Below are 17868 nucleotides of genomic sequence, written 5' to 3' on the forward strand. Positions count from 1 at the left end.
GACGCCGGCGTTCAGGGCCAGCAGGTTGGTCTGGAAGGCGATCTCGTCGATCACCGTGATGATCTGCCCGATCTTCTGGGACGAGACGTCGATCCGCTCCATGGCGGTCATCGCTTCGGTCGCCACGGCGCTGGACTGGCCCACGAGCTTGCGGCTGACCGAGGCGGCCTCCTGGGCCTGGGCGGCGTTCTGGGCGGTCTTGCGGATGGTGGCGGTGACCTGATCGAGGGCCGCGGCGGTCTCTTCCAGGCTGGCGGCCTGCTGCTCGGTGCGGTGGGCCAGGTCGTCGGAGGCCGTCGAGATCTCCCGCGAGCCGCTGTCGACCGCGGCGGTGGTGATCAGCACCTGACGGATCGCGTGCTCCAGCGTCTCCATCGAGCTGTTGAAGTCTCGGCGCAGGCCTTCGAAGTCTTCCGGGAAAGGCGACGTCAGCCGCGCCGAGAGGTCGCCGGCGGCCAGGCGGCGCAGGCCATCGCCCAGGCTGTCGGCCACGCGCTGGCGCAGGGCGCGTTCTTCTGCGCGAGCGGCCTCGGCGCTCTGCAGGCGGGCCTCTTCCTCGTGTTCGAGCTGGGCGCGCGTGGCGGCCTGCCGCTCCAGGGCGGCGGTTCGGAACGTCGCCACCGACCGCGCCATGTCGCCGATCTCGTCGGGGCGCGCCTGCAGAGGCACTTCCTGGCTGTAGTCGCCGGTCGCCAGGCGGCCCATATAGTCGGTGATCCTCGACAGCGGCGAGGCGACGAACCGGCGCAGAGCTCCAACGCCGACGACCACGATCGCCAGCATGGCGACGGTGACGGCCGCGAGCAGGGCCATGACGAACCAGGTCGCCTTTTCGACCTTTCGCGCCTGCGCTTCCGCCCCCTGCTGAGCCAACACCGCCAGTTGGTCGATGACCTTGCGGTGGCGCGCGTAGACGGGTTCGAGCTTGGCGATCGTCGTGTTCACCCCAATCACGTCGCCGGACTTCAGGGCGGGGGCGTATTCGCCGTCGACGACCTTCCAGAACGCCTGCACCTCGACGTCGGAGGCGTCGAGCGCCGTGCGCATATCGTCCGGCAGGTCGAGGCCCTTCCAATAGGCTCGGCGCTCATCGTACTGCTTGTGCAGGGTGTTCAGCGCCTTCAGCGTCGCGTCCGCCTGGCCCGTGTCCTCGGCGCCGTGATGGACGATCAGCATCGACTCGACCAGGTACAGCGGCGGCGGGAAGATGTCGGCCAGCAGTTCGTAGGATTGCGACTGCTTCTGCGACAGCGGTCCCCCGACCCGCAGCTCCATCAGCGAGAACACCGCCGTCGCCGTCGCCAGCACGAAGCCCAGCAGCAGACAGCCGGCGAAGATGTTGAGCGCGTCGCGAATGCGGATCGTCATGGAAGGTCCTGCTGTGAAAGCGCCGCAAGCTTCGCCTTGACGGGTTAATGCGCGGAAAGTTCCGGCTGCGGCCTGGTGTCCCAGTCGCGGCGGATGAGGAAAACGCCCGCCTCGCCCGAGGGACGAGCGGGGCGCGCTTGACTCCGGCGCACCCCTCCCGCATTGAGCCGAGGACCCTCGCGGGAGACATCGGGATTCGCTCCCGAGGCCGAAGGCGCAACCGCCCCGGAAACGCTCAGGCAAAAGGACCGCGCGAGTTTAGGAACGCTGGAAAGAGGCCTCCCGCAAGGGCGGCTCGCCGAAGGAGCAAGGGACGGATCGTCCCGGAATCTCTCAGGCCCAAGGGACAGCGGGGGCGCGACCAACCGGCGAGAGCCGGTCCTGTCGCCGACCTCGTTTGGAGCCCATCGCGTTGTCCGACCAAGATCTCAAGAAGACCCCGCTCTACGACGCCCACGTCGCGGCGGGCGCGCGCATGGTTCCGTTCGCGGGCTACTCCATGCCGGTGCAGTACAAGGACGGGGTGCTGAAAGAGCACCTCTGGACGCGCGAGCACGCCGGCCTGTTCGACGTCTCGCACATGGGCCAGGCCCGCATCCGCGGCGAGAACCCCGCCAAGAGCTTCGAGAAGGTCGTCTCGGCCGACTACCAGGGCCTGAAGGCGGGCAAGCAGCGCTACGGCGTGCTGCTGAACGCGCAGGGCGGCATCGTCGATGATCTGATGACCGCGCGTCCCGATGACGACGGTCTCTTCGTCGTCGTCAACGGCGCCTGCAAGGACAACGACTACGCCATCATCGCCCGCGAGCTGGCGGGCGAGGCGACGGTGACCCGCCTCGAGGACCGCGCGCTGCTGGCGCTGCAAGGTCCTGAGGCCGCCGCCGTGCTGGCCGCCCATATCCCCGAAGCGGCCCAGATGGTGTTCATGGACGCCAAGGCTCTGACGGCGTTCGGCGTCGACGCGATCGTTTCGCGTTCGGGCTACACCGGCGAGGACGGCTACGAGATCTCGATCCCGGCCGACGCCGCCGAGCGCGTCTGGAACACCTTGCTGGCCGACGAGCGCGTCAAGCCGATCGGCCTGGGCGCCCGCGACAGCCTGCGCCTGGAGGCGGGTCTGCCGCTCTACGGCCATGACCTCGACGAGACCGTTTCGCCGATCGAGGCCGGCCTGAACTTCGCCGTCGGCAAGTCGCGCCGCGAGGCCGGCGATTATCTGGGCGCGGCCCGCATCGCCAAGGAACTGGCCGGCGAGCTGTCGCGCGTCCGCGTGAACCTGAAGGTGCTGGAAGGCGCCCCCGCCCGCGAAGGCGCCGAGATCGCCGACGAGGCCGGCGCCGTGATCGGCAAGGTCACCAGCGGCGGCTTCGCCCCCAGCCTGGGCTACCCCATCGCCATCGGCTTCGCCCCGCCCGCCTACGCCGCGATCGGGACGAAGTTGAAGGTCATCGTTCGCGGGAAGGCCGCCGCCGCCGAGGTGGTCGCCAGCCCGTTCGTTCCCAGCCGCTACGTCCGCAAACTCTAATCTCATCCAAGGGCCGACCAAGATGCGCTTCACCAAAGATCACGAATGGGTCGTCGTTCAGGGCGACGTCGCCACCGTCGGCATCACCGCCTACGCCGCCGAGCAGCTGGGCGACGTGGTGTTTGTCGAGGTTCCGGAAGCCGGCAAGACCGTGAAGCAGGGCGACGGCCTGGCGGTGGTCGAGAGCGTCAAGGCCGCCTCGGACGTCTACGCCCCGGTGTCGGGCGAGGTCGTCGAAGGCAACACCGAGCTTGCGGACGCTCCGGAAACCGTCAACGCCCTGCCCGAAAGCGGCGGCTGGTTCGCCAAGATCAAGCTCGCCAACCCGGCCGAGGTCGACGCCCTGATGGACCGCGACGCGTACGAAGCGTTCCTGGCCACGCTGTAACCAAGACCCCTTCCCCCTCGATGGGGGGGAAGGGCAGGGCTGTGGGTGACCCCGCCGCCCTAACCACCCCATCCCCACCCTTCCCCATCAAGGGGAAGGGAGCAGGACAGAAACATGCGCTATCTCCCCCTGACCCCCGAAGACCGCGCCGAGATGCTCGGCGTGATCGGCGTGAAGTCGATCGACGACCTGTTCGTGGACGTGCCGGCCTCGGCCCGCCGCGACGCGCCGGTCGACCTGCCGCACCATGTCGGCGAACTGGAAGTCGAGCGGGAGATGGCCGGCCTGGCCAAGCGCAACCGCGCCGCGGGCGAAGGGCCGTTCTTCTGCGGCGCCGGCGCCTATCGTCACCATGTGCCGGCGACGGTCGACCACATCATCCAGCGGTCGGAATTCCTGACCAGCTACACGCCCTATCAGCCGGAAATCGCCCAAGGCACCCTGCAGGTGCTGTTCGAGTTCCAGACGCAGGTCGCGGCCCTGACCGGCATGGAAGTGGCCAACGCCTCGCTCTATGACGGTTCGACCGGCGCGGCCGAGGCGGTGATGATGGCCCAGCGCGTCACCCGTCGGAACAAGGCGGTGATGTCGGGCGGCGTCCACCCGCACTATGTCGGCGCGATCGAGACCCTGGCCCACGCCGCCGGCGTTCAGACGACCCGCATGCCCGCGGCCATCGACGCCGAGGACGCGGTGATCGCCGCGATCGACGCCGACACCGCCTGCGTCGTCGTCCAGACCCCGAACGTGTTCGGCACGGTCACCGACGTGAGCAAGATCGCCGAGGCCGCCCACGCCGCCGGCGCGCTGCTGATCGTGGTGACGACCGAGGCGGTCTCGTACGGCCTCCTGAAGCCGCCCGGCGAGATGGGCGCCGACATCGCCGTGGCCGAGGGCCAGTCGATCGGCAATGGCCTGAACTTCGGCGGCCCCTATGTCGGCCTCTTCGCCTGCAAGGAGAAGTTCGTCCGCCAGATGCCGGGCCGCCTGTGCGGCGAGACGGTCGACGCCGACGGCAAGCGCGGCTTCGTGCTGACCCTGTCGACCCGCGAGCAGCACATCCGCCGCGACAAGGCCACCTCGAACATCTGCACCAACAGCGGCCTGTGCGCTCTGGCCTTCTCGATCCATATGAGCCTCCTGGGCGAGACCGGCCTGCGCAAGCTGGCCGCGCTGAACCACCAGAAGGCTGTTGCGTTGCGCGACGCCCTGGCGGCGATCCCGGGCTATGAGATCCTGACGCCGCGCTTCTTCAACGAGTTCGCGGTCCGTGTGCCAGGCAAGGCGGCCGAGCTGGTCGAGACCCTGGCCAACCATGGCGTGCTGGCCGGCGTGCCGTTCTCGCGCCTCGACGCCGGCGCGGGCATGGACGACGTCCTGCTGGTCGCCGCGACCGAGACGACGCTGGACGTCGACATCACTTTCCTGACCAAACTCCTGACCAAGGTGGTGGGCCAATGAGCATGAACAACGTCGGCCGCCCCACGCGCCCCGAAGCCGCGAATGACGCACCCGCCGGTCACGAGACCCTGACGGGCGGTCGCGGCCTGCTGCAGGACGAGGCCCTGATCTTCGAGCTGGACGGCTGGAACAAGACCGGCGTCGACCTGCCCGACGTCGCCGCCCCGTCCAGCGATCTGGCCGGCCTGCTGCGCTCCGAGCCGATCGGCCTGCCGGGCCTGTCGGAGCCGGAAGCGGTCCGCCACTATGTGCGCCTGTCCCAGAAGAACCACGCCATCGACCTGGCGCTATACCCGCTGGGCTCGTGCACGATGAAGCACAATCCGCGCCTCAATGAGAAGATGGCGCGCCTGCCGGGCTTCTCGGACATCCACCCGCTGCAGCCGACCTCGACGGTGCAGGGCGCCCTGCAGCTGATGGACCGCCTGGCTCACTGGCTGAAGACCCTGACCGGCATGCCCGCCGTGGCCCTGTCGCCCAAGGCCGGCGCCCACGGCGAGCTGTGCGGCCTGCTCGCCATTCGCGCCGCCCACGAGGCGGCCGGGAACGGCCATCGCAAGACGGTCCTGGCGCCGACCAGCGCCCACGGCACCAACCCGGCCACGGCGGCCTTCGTCGGCTACACCGTCGTCGAGATCGCCCAGACCGAGGACGGCCGCGTCGATCTGAAGGACCTGGAGTCCAAGCTCGGCGACCACGTGGCCGCCATCATGGTCACCAACCCCAACACCTGCGGCCTGTTCGAGCGCGACGTCGTCGAGATCGCGCGCCTGACCCACGCGGCCGGGGCCTACTTCTACTGCGACGGCGCCAACTTCAACGCCATCGTCGGCCGGGTGCGCCCGGGCGACCTGGGCGTCGACGCCATGCACATCAACCTGCACAAGACCTTCTCGACGCCGCACGGCGGCGGCGGTCCGGGCGCGGGTCCGGTGGTGTTGTCGGAGGCCCTGGCCCCGTTCGCCCCGACGCCCTGGCTGACCCACGGCGAGGACGGTTTCGACCTGGTCGAGCACGCCGGCGAGGAGGGCGCCAAGACCGCCTTCGGCCGCATGAGCGCCTTCCACGGCCAGATGGGCATGTATGTTCGCGCCTACGCCTACATGCTCAGCCACGGCGCCGACGGTCTGAAGCAGGCCGCGGAGGACGCGGTGCTGAACGCCAACTACATCAAGGCGCGCCTGAAGGACGTGATGAGCCCGGCCTTCCCCGAGGGGCCGTGCATGCACGAGGCGCTGTTCGACGACGCCTGGCTGGAAGGCACCGGGGTCACCACGCTCGACTTCGCCAAGGCGATGATCGACGAGGGCTTCCACCCCATGACCATGTACTTCCCGCTGGTGGCGCATGGCGCGATGCTGATCGAGCCGACCGAGACGGAGAGCCGTCAGGAGCTGGATCGCTTCATCGCCGCGCTCCGGGCCCTCGCCGGCGCCGCCAAAGCGGGGGATACGGAGCGCTTCAAGGGCGCGCCGTTCCACGCTCCGCTCCGGCGCCTGGATGAGACCCAGGCGGCCCGCAAGCCCCGGTTGAAGTGGAAACCTGTGGCCGCGGCGCCACTGGCGGCTGAATAGCATTCTCCATACCCCCCTTGCGACCAGAGGGCGCCTTTACGGCGCCCTCCTGGCTCCACATATCGGGAGGGCGCGTCGGGGCTAGCTGGCTGATCCAGGGAGCATGCGGCGCGCAAGCTCGTTGTCCTCCCATGACCGCTATCGCCCTTGCCATGCCGCGCGCCCGCCGCACCGCCGATGACCTCGCCCGTGAGCTCATCGCGCGATTCCTGCGCGTGATTCTGGTCAGCCTGGGCGTGCTGCTGGTCATCGGCGGCATCGTCATCGCGCCGCTGCCGGGCCCGATGGGCCTGCCGCTGACCGTCGTCGGTCTGATGCTGGTGCTGCGCAACTCGTTCAAGGCCCGCAAGCAGTTCGTGCGCTTCCAGCACGCTCACCCCAAGCTGATCTTCCCGCTGCGCCGTCTGCTGCGGCGCGAGCCCGAGGTCGTGCTGGTGGCTTGGCAGCAGGCCCTGCGCGTCGAACGCCTGGTCGTGCCGCGCCGCTGGCGGATGGCTATCCGTTGGCGCAAGTCGCTGAAGCGCCGGGCGGCGAGGCGCAACGGCCAGTGACGCCCACGGTCGCGACGATCGACATCAAGCACAGGGTTCGGCGCCGCGCGCGGTTGGCCTTGCTGCTGCGCGAGTCGGCCGCGCGCGCCTTTCGCTGGATCGCCATCGGCTTCGGCGCTCTGGTGATCCTGGCCGGCGCGGTGCTGACGCCGCTGCCGGGGCACGTGGGCCTGCCGCTGCTGGTCATCGGGCTGATGATCGTCCTGCGCTACTCGTTCCAGGCCCGGAAGACCTTCATCCGCTGGCAGCGCCGCCACCCGAAGCTGGTGTTCCCCATCCGCCGCCTGATGCGCCGCGAGCCCGAGGTGCTGCTGGTCGTCTGGCAGCAGATGCTCCGCACCGAGAAGCTGGTCCTGCGCAAGGCCCGCTGGCGGCTGCTGAAGAAGACCCGCAAACGGGTGAGGCGCTACGTAGCGCGGAAAACGGCCAAGGCAGGGTAGAGCCGTCGCGTCAGGCGGGCCTTGGTGACTACTCGTCTCAGAATGGCGACCGGGCGTCTCAATCCGCCGTCGGGCCGTTGCGTGTCGTCCCGTGCGCTGAAAATGAAGCCGGGCGGCAATCAGCCGTGTTTCAACATTGGAGCAATCGCATGCGTTGCGCTTCTCAATGCCTCGGACCGTCGAGCACGCTCTCCGGCGCCGCCCGCAAGGGCTAAAAAGGCGGCGCGGATCCGGAAGGGTCCGCGTCTACCCCGTCAATGCTAGCTAAACCGATCTCTAACTCCGCCCATGCTCGCGCCGCGGTTGCGGGCGACCCCGAAAGTCTCCACGCCAACCTGACCGAGGCCGAGCGCCTGAGGACTGGAGCGCTGTACGGCCGCGAGCCGATGGCGGCCCTGGAGTTTTCACTCGAGCACAGTCGCGAGTGCTGCCTCTCGATCGTCGACGACGCGACGGGCGTCGTCGGCATGTTCGGCATCGCACCGTTTCCCCAATGGCCTGGGGCGGGAACCATCTGGCTGACGCCATCAGAGCGGCTGTTGCGTGACCATAAGCTGATCTTCCTGCAGCAATGCCCGCGTTGGATCGCATACATGCTTGAACGCTACGAGGTCGCTTTCAACCTCGTTCCGGAGCATGACGAGACCGAGATCCGCTGGCTGAAGTGGTGCGGCTTCGAGTTCATCGGGACCTATGAGAAATATGGCCCGTCCCTGACCCCTCACTGGCTGTTCGCCAAGGCGCGCGACGGGGAGATGCGCCGTCGTCATGAGCGCCTCTTCGAGGAGGGCCCTTTCGCAGCGCCCGACCCCGAGGCGATCGCGTCCTAGCCTTTCCTTCTGATCGGAACCGCGACGGGAGCGCCCGGATTTTGCGTTGGTCCCACTTCAACGCAGGAGCCCGCCATGCGCGCTGAACAGATGCTGGCCACCCATCCCCACGTCAAAGGCGCGGTGAACACCGCGCTCGCCCGTTGCGTCGAGGCCTGCTTCGATTGCGCCCAGGTCTGCGCCTCGTGCGCGGACGCCTGTCTGGGCGAGGAGCAGGTGGCTCAGCTGGTCCAGTGTGTCCGCCTGAACATGGATTGCGCCGACGTCTGCCTGACGACCGGCCTGATCGCGACCCGGCGTTCAGGGGGCGACGTCCCTCTGATCGAGGCCCAGCTGCGCGCCTGCCAGCTGGCCTGCGCCCGTTGCGCGGCCGAGTGCGAGCGGCACGCGCAGATGCACGAGCACTGCGCCATCTGCGCCGCCGCCTGCCGCGACTGCGAGCGAGCGTGCGAGGAGGCCATCGCCAGCCTAGCGGACAGCCAGACGCCGGCGCACTGAGCCCCCATAAGAAAAGGGCGCGGACCTTGCGATCCGCGCCCTTCTTCTTGTCTACCCAGTGACGCTAGCCGCTATTGCAGCTTGGCGCCCATCTGGCCGATGGCGGCGTCCGCCAGCGGGTCGGTCTTGGCGCCGGCGAGGCGAGCGGCCAGGACGGCCTCGGCGGCCTGGGCGGCGAGATCCACCGCGGCGGCCTTCACGTCGGCGGCGGCTTGCGCCTCGGCCTGGGCGATCTTGCGCTCGGCCATCTCGGCGCGGCGCTTGATCTGCTCCTCGAGCTTTTCCTTGGCCTCTTCGGCCAGACGCTTGGCGTCGGCCTTGGCGGCTTCCAGCATGCCCGCGGCTTGGCGCTCGGCCTCGTCGCGCTGGGCCTTCACGTCCGCGAGCAGGGCCTGGGCCTCTTCCCGCAGCTGTTGGGCCTCATCCAGCTCGGCCTTGATCTTGGCCGAGTAGTTGTCGAGCGCGCCGAACAGGGCGCCCGGCAGGACCTTCAGGAAGACCAGCAGGCCAAAGAAGACCACCAGGGCGACCAGAACCCAGAACTCCGGGTTCGACAGGCTGAACAGGGATTCGTGTTCCATCTTCAGTCCCTTAGGCCAGAGCCGACTTGAGCTCGGCGGCGGTGGCCGCCTTGCCGGTCAGCTTCTCGACGATCGCGCCGGCGGTGTCCTGGGCCACCACGCGGACCTGGCTCATGGCCTGGTCGCGAGCGGTCTGGATCGAAGCCTCGGCGGCGGCCAGCTTCTCGGCCAGGGCGGCCTCTTCCTTGGCCTGACGCTCGGCGGCCTCGGCCGAAGCCTTGGCCTTCGCATCGGCGGCCGTCTTCTGGGCCTTGGCGCGGGCCTCGGCCACTTCGGCGGCGGCCGCGCGGGCTTGAGCCTCGGCCTCGTCCTTCATGCGACGGGCGTCGGCGATGTCGCCGGCGATCTTGGCGCCGCGTTCCTCGATCGCGCCGCTGACGCGGGGCAGGAGGCCCTTGGACAGCACCGCGTAAAGCACGGCGAAGATGAGCAGGAGCCAGACGATCTGACCGCCCCAGTGCTCGAACTGCAGCTGCGGAAGACCGCCGCCGCCTTCGTGGCCCTTGGGGGCTTCCGTCGTCTCGGTCGTGCCTTGATGTTCCGTCGCCATGGGCGAAGGCGCCTCTCAGCTATTGCGCTTGAAGCGGACCGTGATCCGGCCCGCTCCAGGAAGCGCGAGAAAACAGAAATCGGGGCGCGTCGCTTCCGATGAAGCGCCGCGCCCCGGGGATCGGATTACGAGAACAGGATCAGGAAGGCGATAACCAGGGCGAAGATGCCCAGGGCTTCCGTCAGGGCCATGCCCAGGAACAGCATCGGGCGCTCTTGAGCGGCGGCCGTCGGGTTGCGCAGGGCGCCTTGGAAGTAGTTGCCGAACATCACGCCCAGGCCCACGCCCGCGCCGATCATGCCGAGCATGGCCAGACCAGCGCCGATGTACTTAGCAGCAGCAGCGTCCATGATTGAGACTCCTTGAGAAGGGTATTGGTTGAAAGACTAAAGGTTGATCAGTGGCTGTCGAGGTGCACGACGTCGTTGAGATAGACGCAGGTGAGCACCGCGAACACGAAGGCCTGGAGGAAGGCCACCATGAACTCGAGGGCCGTCAGAGCGACGACCGAGGTCAGGGCCAGGGCCGAACCGGCCCAGCCCAGCACGCCGAGACCGCCCAGGGCGATCACGAAGCCGGCGAAGATCTTCAGCACCACGTGGCCGCCCAGCATGTTGCCGAACAGACGAAGGCCGAGGGTGATCGGACGGATCAGGAACGACAGGATCTCGATCGGCACCAGCAGGAAATACAGCGGCCACGGCACGCCCGAAGGCGCGAACAGCTTGAAGAACTTCAGGCCGTTCTTGGCGAAGCCGACGGCGACCACGGTCAGGATGACCATCAGGCCCAGCGTCAGGGTCACGGCCAGCTGCGAGGTCGCGGTAAAGACCAGGAACATGCCCTGCATGTTCATGAACAGCACGAACGCGAACAGCGTGAACACGAACGGCAGGAACTTCTTGCCGTCGTGGCCGATGATGGATTCCGCCAGGCCGTCGACCAGGCCGTAGAGCATTTCACCCACCGCCTGCAGGCGGCCCGGCACCACGGCCTTGCGGGCCGCCAGGCTGTAGAAGCCGATGATCAGCAGGGCGGCCGACATCATCGCGGCCACGGAGTTGGTGATCGAAAGATCGATGGCGCCCAGGCCCGGAACGGTCACGGTGGGCAGTTCCACGATCTTCTGGATCTGGAACTGGTGCATCGGATCGGCCATCGGCCCTAGTCTCTCTTCTGCTTGGGGACGGTAGGCCCGTCTCCCGTGTCTCCGTCGGCCTTCCCCGGAACCGGGGACGGGGCCGACGCCTGCGCGCTCAGTTTCATCGCCTTGCGGACGATGGAGAAAATCGCGAGCCCGAGACCGATCAGCAGACCGCCGACCATGCCCCAGGGGCTCGTGTGGACGTAGTGGTCGAGCAGCCAGCCGAAGCCGAGACCCACCAAAACGCCCCCGATCAGGTCCGCCAGCAGACGGTAGCCGTCTTGCTGGGCCCTCTCGGACTGAGCCTTGACCGGCTTTTCCGCCGCCCTCCGCGCCTCAAATGCGGCGAGCCGAGCGTCGAGGCTCTGCGGAGCCTTGTCGTTCGGTTCGTCGGCCTTGGGCATGGGAAGCGGCAGGTCCGAAAGCGCCGAGGACGCGCCACAAAAAAGCGCTTTTCCGGCCGGCTTGATCGGCGCGGAACCTATAGACCTCGCTGCGGTGCGTCAAGGTGACCGCTGCACGAGGCAAGTGGCCGGAATATTTGAGGTTTTCGCCTTCCCCTCCGTCAGGCGGGCAAAACCGACCCCAATCTTCCCGCAGGGAGGGCGAGGCGGGGTCTTTCGGATCGGGAACGACTTCCTATCTAGCAGGCGTTCTTTAAGCGCCGCTCCCCCTAGGCAAGGAGCGGCCCGGCCTCGATGACGCATTGCTTTTTTCGTCGATTTGGGCTTTAGAGCCGCCGCCTCCAAACAATACGAAGATTCATGTCGCACCTGAAGAACACCGGATTCGCCGATCGCCTCGCCGCGCAACAGGAAGCCAAGAAGGCCATGCTGGCCAAGTTCAAGGCCAAGCCGACGGTCCAGGATCCGGATTTCGATAAGCGCGAAGAGCTTCGCGCCGCCGAACTCGAAGCCGTCCGCGCCGCCCGCGCCGAAGCCAAGGAAAAAGCCCGTCTCGAAGCCCTGGCTCGCCAGGAAGAGCTGATGGCCGCCAAGCGCGCCGAGCGCAAGGAGCGCAAGGCCCTCGAAGCCGCCGAGATGCGCGTCCGCAAGGAAGAAAAGGCCAAGGAGCGCGACGAACTGCGCGCCCTGGGCAAGACGACCAATAGCAAGCAGTCGCGCGCCCACCAGTGGGCCCACCTGCTGGGTTAAGGATCAAGGGGCCTCTCGGGCCCCTTTTTCTTTGCCTGATGCGTCGAACGGGACCATGAGCCGCTCATGGTTTCCCTAGACGTCATCGCCAGCCTGTTCGTGGTCGCCGCCCTCGCGGGGGCGCTGGACGCCATCGCCGGCGGCGGCGGGCTCGTCACCCTGCCCGCCCTGCTGCTGGCGGGCCTCTCGCCCGTCCAGGCCCTGGGCACCAACAAGCTGCAAGGCGCGGTCAGCGCCATCTCCTCGACCAGCGCCTTCGCCCGGCGCGGCCTGATCGACTGGAAGACCGCGTGGCCCGTCGCGCTGGCCGCCGCCATCGCCGGCCTGTGCGGCGCGCTGTGCGCCAGCCTGCTGTCGCCGCAGCTGCTGCGGGCGATCGTGCCGCTGCTGCTGATCGCCATCGCCCTCTATTTCGGCTTCTCGCGCGCCCTGAAGAGCGAGGACGTCGCCCCGCGCATGGCGCTGATCCCGTTCGCCTGTTTCGCCGCGCCGCTGGTCGGCTTCTATGACGGGATCTTCGGCCCGGGCGCCGGCGCGTTCTACATGGTCGCGATCGTCACCCTGCTGGGCTACGGCGTGCTGAAGGCCACCGCCCACACCAAGCTGGCCAACGCCGCCAGCAATCTCGGCAGCCTGACCCTGTTCGCGCTGAAGGGGGTGGTGGTCTGGCCCGTGGGCCTGGCCATGGCGGTCGGCGCGTTCATCGGCGCGCAGGTGGGATCGAGGCTCGCCATGCGCTTTGGGCCGAAGCTGATCCGGCCGCTCCTGGTGGTGATCTCTTGCGCCATGGCGGTGAAGCTGCTGGCGGATCCGGCCAATCCGCTTCGGATGGCGGTGACGCATCTTATCGGCGGCTGAGACTCCCCCCACCTGACCCGCTCCGCGGGTCGTCCGCCCCCAGAGGCGGGCGGAAGGAGATCCTTCTTCCCCCTCCGGGGGAGGAGCGCAAAGCGCGGAGGGGGCAAGTGGTCGGCCCTAGGCCGCCACCAGCTTCTCGGCCGTGCTCAGATCCACGCTGACCAGTTGGCTCACCCCGCGTTCGGCCATGGTCACGCCGAACAGGCGGTCCATCCGGCTCATGGTCACCGGATTGTGGGTGATGGCGATGAAGCGCGTCTGGGTGCGGCGGCGCATCTCGTCCAGCATGTTGCAGTAGCGATCGACATTGGCGTCATCGAGCGGCGCGTCGACTTCGTCCAGCACGCAGATCGGAGCCGGATTGGCCAGGAAGACGCCGAAGATCAGGGCGCTGGCGGTCAGGGCCTGCTCGCCGCCGCTCATCAGGCTCATGCTGGCTAGCCGCTTGCCGGGCGGGCAGGCGTAGATCTCGAGGCCCGCCTCCAGCGGATCGTCGCTCTCGATCAGCTTCAGCTCGGCCTGGCCGCCGCCGAACAGGGCCTGGAAGAGGGTCTGGAAATTGGCGTTGATCACGTCGAAGGCCGCCAGCAGGCGCTCGCGTCCCTCGGCGTTCAGCTCCTCGATGCCGGCGCGCAGCTTGGTCACCGCGCCAGACAGGTCGGCGCGCTCGGTGCGCATGATCTCCAGGCGCCCGGCGTACTCCTGAGCCTCTTCCTCGGCGCGCAGGTTCACCGGGCCGATGGCGTCGCGCTCGCGCTCCAGGGCGAAGAGGTGAGCTTCCACGCCGGCGGCGTCCTTGGGCACGGCCACGGCTTCGCCGGCGACGTGGCGGCCCAGCTCCTCGGGCTCCATGCGAGCCTGCTCCCGGATGGCGGTGGCGACCTCGGCGTAGCGCTGGCGGGCGCCGTCCAGGTGGGCGACCAAGGCGGCGCGCTTTTCGCGGGCCTCGCTGGCGGCCTGTTCGGCGGCCCGAGCCGCGCGGTCGGCGTTGACGCGGTTGGTCTCCGCCGTCTCCAGCGCATCGCTGGCCTTGGCGCGGCGGGCCTCGGCGGCGGTGAACTCGTCGAGCAGGGCGACCAGCCTTTCCTGCAGGACAGCCGGCGCCTCGCGGGCGGCCTCAAGGGCGGCGGCGGCTTTCACCCGGTCGCCTTCCAGAGATTCCGCGCGCTTGGCGGCGGTCTCGGCGCGCTTGGCCCAGTCGACGCGGTCCCGCTCCAGGCTCTCCAGGCGGCGCTGGCGGCCGGCGCGTTCGCGGGTTTCGAGGTCAAGGGCGGTGCGGGCGGCGCTGGCGGCTTCGCGAGCCTTGGCGGCCTCCTGGCGGGCTTCCGCCAACTGGGGCTGAAGATCGCCCGAGGTCTGGGCGGCGGCGTGGGCGTCACGGGCTTCGGCGAGGGCCGCGTCGGCCTCGGCCTTCTCGGCCTCGAAGCGGGCGATGGTGTCGTCCAGCGACTGGGCGCGGGCGGCGCGCAACGCCTGCTCCCGTTCGAACTTGGCGACCTGCTCGCGGGCCTGGGTCAGCAGGCGCTCGGCGTCGGGCGGACCACGACGCTTGTCGCGGAGCAGATCTTCGATCGCGCGCATCCGGTCGGCGGCGGTCTTCAGGGCGGCGGCCGTGGCCTCGGCGCGCGGGGTCAGCACGTCGATCTCGGCCTCGACCTCGGCCAGGCGGGTGCGCTGCTCCAGGCGGATGGCGGCCGGCTTGGGCGCGTCGGCGCGCGCGACAAAGCCGTCCCAGCGCCACAGATCGCCCTCGATGGAGACCAGGCGCATGCCGGGTTTCAGGCTCTTCTGCAGCCGGTCGCCGTCGGCGCGGGCCACGACGGCCACGTGCGACAGGCGGGCGACCAGCTCCGGCGGCGCCTTGACCAGCGGGACCAGCGGCTGGGCCCCTTCGGGCCACACCGGCGCCGAGACCTGCGCGCCGCCCCAGTAGGAGGGCGCCTTCGGATCGAGCGCGGCGTCGAGATCATCACCCAAGGCGGCCGCCAGGGCCGCGCCATAGCCCTTGTCGGGCGAGACGCTGTCCAGCGCCGGCGCATGGCCGCTCTTGGCGCGCGGGGCGGTCAGCTGGGCCAGGCCTCGGGCCTCGGTGCGCAGGCGGCCCAGCTGGTCCTCGACATTGCGGGCCAGCTGGCGGGCCTGGGCCTCCTGCTCGGCGGCCTTGACGCGTTCGGCCTCGGCTTCCTCCAGGGCGGCGCGGGCGGCGGCGAGGGCGGCCTCGGCGTTGGCGAAGCGCTGGCGGGCGTCGGCGGCGGCCGGGTCGACCTCGGGACCGATCGCGGCCCGTTCGGCCTTGGCCTGGTCGAGGGCGCGGTTGGTGCGGCTGGCGCGGGCGTCGGCTTCGGACAGGCGCGCGGCGGCGGCGCGGAACTGGGCCTCCTCGGCGGCGACGCGGGCGGCCAGTTGCTCGACCCGGGTCTCGGCGGCGGCGCGGGCTTCCTCGGCGGTCTTGGCGGCGGCCTCCAGCTCGGGACCACGTTCGGGCGCGGCGGCGACCAGGGCGCGGACTTCTTCCAGCTCGGCGTCGATGCGGGCCAGGGCGGCGGCGGCGTCTTCCTTGGCCTGCTGTTCGCGGGCGCGGTCGGCCTCGATGCGGGCGAGGTCGTTCTTCAGGCGCTCGAACTCGGCCGCGGCGGCCTCGGCCTCGCGCTCGGCGCGGTCCTTCTGGATGGCCAGCTGGCCCAGGATCGCCTGGGCGATCGTCGCCTCTTCCCGCAGCGGCGGCATGGCGGTCTCGGCGTCGGTGATCGCGACCTGGGCGGCGGCGCTGGCGCGCGCGGTCTCCTCCACGAGGCGGGCAGCCTCGGTCGCCTCGCGCTGGGTGCGCTCCAGCGTATCGCGGGCCTCGGTCCAGCGGGTGTAGAGCACCGCCCCCTGCACGGCGCGGATCTCGGCCGACAGGCGCTTGTACTTCTCGGCCTGCCGGGCTTCGCGCTTGAGGCGGTTCAGGGCCGTCTCCAGCTCGCGGGCCACGTCATCCAGACGCGCGAGATTGGCCTCGGCGGCGCGCAGGCGCAGCTCGGCCTCGTGGCGGCGGGTGTGCAGGCCAGAGACGCCGGCGGCCTCTTCCAGGATGCGGCGGCGGTTCTGGGGCTTGGCGCCGATCAGCTCGCTGATCTGGCCCTGGCGCACCAGGGCGGGCGAGTTGGCGCCGGTCGAGGCGTCGGCGAACAGCAGCTGGACGTCGCGGGCCCGCACCTCGCGGCCGTTGATCTTGTAGGTCGAACCCGAGCCGCGATCGATGCGGCGCACGACCTCCAGCACCGGGTCGTCGTTGAACTGGGCCGGCGCGGTGCGGTCGGCGTTGTCGATGGTCAGGGCGACGTCGGCGTGGTTGCGCGGCGGTCGCGCCCCGCTGCCGGCAAAGATCACGTCGTCCATGCCGCCGGCCCGCATGGCCTTGGCGGAATTGGCGCCCATCACCCAGCGCAGCGCTTCCAGCAGGTTCGACTTGCCGCAGCCGTTCGGGCCGACGATGCCCGTCAGGCCTGGCTCGATCCGGAACTCCGTCGGCTCGACGAAGGACTTGAAGCCCGAGAGGCGGAGGCGCTGGAACTGCACGGGGCGGTCCCCCTTAGCCTCAGCCCTTCGCCGCGACGGCGAAGGCCCGCGTCAGGGCGGTGAAATCCGAGCCGTCGACCTGGGCGCCGGCCACGAAGAAGGTCGGCGTGCCCTCGATCCCGTCCGTCTGGGCGCGGGCGAAGCGGGCGTTGACGGCCTCCAGCGCCTTGGGATCGCGTAGGGTCTCGGCGAACTGTTGCGCGGTCAGGCCATATTGCTGGCCAATCGCCTCCAGCCCTTCCCAGAGCTTCTCGCTCTCGTAGATCGAAGCCTGCTTCTCGAAGACGGTGGTCAGGACCTCGAAGTACTTGCCGGGGATTCGGCGCGCCAGAATGAAGCCCGCGGCGGCGAACTCCGGCGGCGGGGTCAGGAACTCGCGGAAGACCATGCGCACCTTGCCGGTGTCGATGAAGCCCTTGCGGACCTGCGGCAGGATGTCGGTCCACCAGTGAGCGCAGTGCGGACAGCTGGCCGAGGCGTAGACCACGAACTGGACTGGCGCCGTGGGCGAGCCCATCACCATCTCGCCGGGGACCGCCGGCATGGACGCGGCGCGCGCGGCCGCCGGCGCCGCCCCAAGCACAAGGCCAGGGATGGCCAGGCCAGAAACGATCAGGGCGCGCCGGTCCAGGGTCATTATTTCGAGGCTTCCGCGATGGCCGCGTCCAGCTCGGCCAGGGTGCGCGCGCCGCCCTCTTCCGAACCGACCTTCTTGCCGTTGACGACGAAGGTGGGCGTGCCCTGGATCTTGGCTTCCTTGCTGTACTTCTCGACGCGATCGTTCAGGGCCTTGAGGCCCTTTTCGTCGGTGACGCAGGCATTGAACTGCTCTTCGCTCATGCCCGCCGATTGGGCGACGGTCAGCAGGCTCTCGCGGAACTGGCCCGTCTGGAACATCTGCGACTGGGCGCGATAGACCGAATCCACGACCTGGAAGTACTTATCCTTGCCGGCGCAGCGGGCCATCAGGAAGGCGGCGGCGGCCACTTCCTGCGGCGGGGTCAGAATCTCGCGATAGACGTAGTTGACCTTGCCGGTGTCGATGTATTTGGCCTTGAAGGCCGGATAGACGTCCTCGTTCCATTCGGCGCAGTGGCTGCACGAGGCCGAGGCGTATTCGACGACGGTGACCTTGGCGTTCGGGTTGCCCTGGGTCATGTCGTCGGCGGTGACGGTCTCGCCCTTGGGACCGCAGCTGGCGAGGCCCGCGGCGAGCGCGGCGACAAGGGTGACTCGGCTGATCAGCGAACGCATCAAATGGCCCTTCGGCGGTCGATTGGAAACTTAAGCCCGATTCTCGTTTCGAAGGGAAAAGGGCTCAACGCAGACTAGGGCAAGAGCGCGAGCGAGGCCTGGTTGTCAATGGTCTCGCCCGGCCTTGGCGG

General features: G+C 69.2%; 19 protein-coding genes, 1 pseudogene and 1 riboswitch. Of the genes and pseudogenes, 11 read left to right on the plus strand and 9 right to left on the minus strand.

Annotation, left to right across the window (positions count from 1 at the left end; genetic code table 11):
• The coding region (locus tag AX690_RS14290) for a methyl-accepting chemotaxis protein (RefSeq protein ID WP_066730440.1) at positions 1-1368 on the minus strand (1368 nt) is incomplete at its 3' end.
• A gap of 170 nt (positions 1369-1538) precedes the next feature.
• Positions 1539-1629, plus strand: a riboswitch (glycine riboswitch).
• A 136-nt stretch (positions 1630-1765) separates the two neighbouring features.
• Between AX690_RS14290 and gcvT the strand changes: the two genes are divergently transcribed.
• From gcvT to AX690_RS14330, 8 genes are all read left to right on the plus strand, one after another.
• Positions 1766-2893: a glycine cleavage system aminomethyltransferase GcvT gene (gene gcvT / locus AX690_RS14295; RefSeq protein ID WP_082769675.1), complete on the plus strand. Its 1128-nt coding sequence runs from the start codon at positions 1766-1768 to the stop codon at positions 2891-2893.
• Between the two features lie 4 nt (positions 2894-2897).
• The gene (gene gcvH, locus AX690_RS14300; RefSeq protein ID WP_255357074.1) at positions 2898-3281 is read left to right on the plus strand and encodes a glycine cleavage system protein GcvH; all 384 of its coding nucleotides are present in this window, start codon (positions 2898-2900) and stop codon (positions 3279-3281) included.
• Between the two features lie 114 nt (positions 3282-3395).
• Positions 3396-4742 carry an aminomethyl-transferring glycine dehydrogenase subunit GcvPA gene (gcvPA, locus tag AX690_RS14305; RefSeq protein WP_066730441.1) on the plus strand — a complete coding sequence of 449 codons (1347 nt, stop codon included), beginning with the start codon at positions 3396-3398 and terminating at the stop codon, positions 4740-4742.
• A complete protein-coding gene (gene gcvPB / locus AX690_RS14310; protein ID WP_066682599.1) occupies positions 4739-6316 on the plus strand; it encodes an aminomethyl-transferring glycine dehydrogenase subunit GcvPB in 1578 nt (525 codons plus the stop codon). The genes gcvPA and gcvPB overlap by 4 nt, the downstream gene beginning before the upstream one ends.
• Before the next feature lie 131 nt (positions 6317-6447).
• Positions 6448-6867 carry a hypothetical protein gene (locus AX690_RS14315; protein ID WP_066682597.1) on the plus strand — a complete coding sequence of 140 codons (420 nt, stop codon included), beginning with the start codon at positions 6448-6450 and terminating at the stop codon, positions 6865-6867.
• Positions 6864-7307 carry a hypothetical protein gene (locus tag AX690_RS14320; RefSeq protein ID WP_066682596.1) on the plus strand — a complete coding sequence of 148 codons (444 nt, stop codon included), beginning with the start codon at positions 6864-6866 and terminating at the stop codon, positions 7305-7307. Before AX690_RS14315 ends, AX690_RS14320 begins: the two co-directional genes overlap by 4 nt.
• A 386-nt stretch (positions 7308-7693) precedes the next feature.
• On the plus strand, positions 7694-8137 hold the full coding sequence (locus AX690_RS14325; protein ID WP_156449680.1) for a hypothetical protein: 444 nt from the start codon (positions 7694-7696) through the stop codon (positions 8135-8137).
• Between the two features lie 75 nt (positions 8138-8212).
• The gene (locus AX690_RS14330) at positions 8213-8635 is read left to right on the plus strand and encodes a four-helix bundle copper-binding protein (RefSeq protein ID WP_066682592.1); all 423 of its coding nucleotides are present in this window, start codon (positions 8213-8215) and stop codon (positions 8633-8635) included.
• Positions 8636-8706: 71 nt separating this feature from the next.
• Here AX690_RS14330 and AX690_RS14335 read toward each other — a convergent pair whose 3' ends face one another.
• The 5 genes from AX690_RS14335 to AX690_RS14355 all read right to left on the minus strand — a co-directional run bounded on the left by AX690_RS14335 (position 8707) and on the right by AX690_RS14355 (position 11314).
• Complete coding sequence (locus AX690_RS14335; protein WP_066682590.1) at positions 8707-9216, minus strand: F0F1 ATP synthase subunit B; 510 nt, start codon at positions 9214-9216, stop codon at positions 8707-8709.
• 10 nt (positions 9217-9226) lie between these two features.
• Complete coding sequence (locus AX690_RS14340) at positions 9227-9766, minus strand: ATP synthase F0 subunit B' (protein WP_066682588.1); 540 nt, start codon at positions 9764-9766, stop codon at positions 9227-9229.
• A 125-nt stretch (positions 9767-9891) separates the two neighbouring features.
• The gene (locus AX690_RS14345) at positions 9892-10116 is read right to left on the minus strand and encodes a F0F1 ATP synthase subunit C (protein WP_004615714.1); all 225 of its coding nucleotides are present in this window, start codon (positions 10114-10116) and stop codon (positions 9892-9894) included.
• Between the two features lie 47 nt (positions 10117-10163).
• Positions 10164-10925: a F0F1 ATP synthase subunit A gene (locus AX690_RS14350; protein WP_066682581.1), complete on the minus strand. Its 762-nt coding sequence runs from the start codon at positions 10923-10925 to the stop codon at positions 10164-10166.
• Between the two features lie 5 nt (positions 10926-10930).
• Positions 10931-11314: an AtpZ/AtpI family protein gene (locus AX690_RS14355; RefSeq protein WP_066682580.1), complete on the minus strand. Its 384-nt coding sequence runs from the start codon at positions 11312-11314 to the stop codon at positions 10931-10933.
• 360 nt (positions 11315-11674) lie between these two features.
• On the opposite strand from AX690_RS14355, the gene AX690_RS14360 reads away from it, so the two are divergent.
• The 3 genes and pseudogenes from AX690_RS14360 to AX690_RS23715 form a co-directional block, all read left to right on the plus strand.
• Positions 11675-12064, plus strand: a complete 390-nt coding sequence (locus AX690_RS14360) for a DUF6481 family protein (protein WP_066682579.1) — start codon at positions 11675-11677, stop codon at positions 12062-12064.
• A gap of 66 nt (positions 12065-12130) precedes the next feature.
• Positions 12131-12922: a TSUP family transporter gene (locus tag AX690_RS14365; protein WP_066682577.1), complete on the plus strand. Its 792-nt coding sequence runs from the start codon at positions 12131-12133 to the stop codon at positions 12920-12922.
• 16 nt (positions 12923-12938) lie between these two features.
• Positions 12939-13026: pseudogene (locus AX690_RS23715) on the plus strand (hypothetical protein); the annotation flags it as partial.
• Between the two features lie 13 nt (positions 13027-13039).
• On the opposite strand, the gene smc reads toward AX690_RS23715, so the two are convergent.
• The 3 genes from smc to AX690_RS14380 are packed head-to-tail and all read right to left on the minus strand — an operon-like array spanning position 13040 to position 17737.
• Positions 13040-16483, minus strand: a complete 3444-nt coding sequence (gene smc / locus AX690_RS14370) for a chromosome segregation protein SMC (RefSeq protein WP_066682575.1) — start codon at positions 16481-16483, stop codon at positions 13040-13042.
• A 19-nt stretch (positions 16484-16502) separates the two neighbouring features.
• The gene (locus AX690_RS14375; protein WP_066682573.1) at positions 16503-17120 is read right to left on the minus strand and encodes a thioredoxin domain-containing protein; all 618 of its coding nucleotides are present in this window, start codon (positions 17118-17120) and stop codon (positions 16503-16505) included.
• Positions 17120-17737 (minus strand): DsbA family protein, encoded by a 618-nt coding sequence (locus tag AX690_RS14380; protein WP_066682571.1) that lies wholly within the window; start codon positions 17735-17737, stop codon positions 17120-17122. Before AX690_RS14380 ends, AX690_RS14375 begins: the two co-directional genes overlap by 1 nt.
• Positions 17738-17868 lie beyond the last annotated feature (131 nt).

This window comes from Caulobacter sp. CCH9-E1, from assembly GCF_001556515.1.
Lineage (GTDB): Bacteria > Pseudomonadota > Alphaproteobacteria > Caulobacterales > Caulobacteraceae > Caulobacter.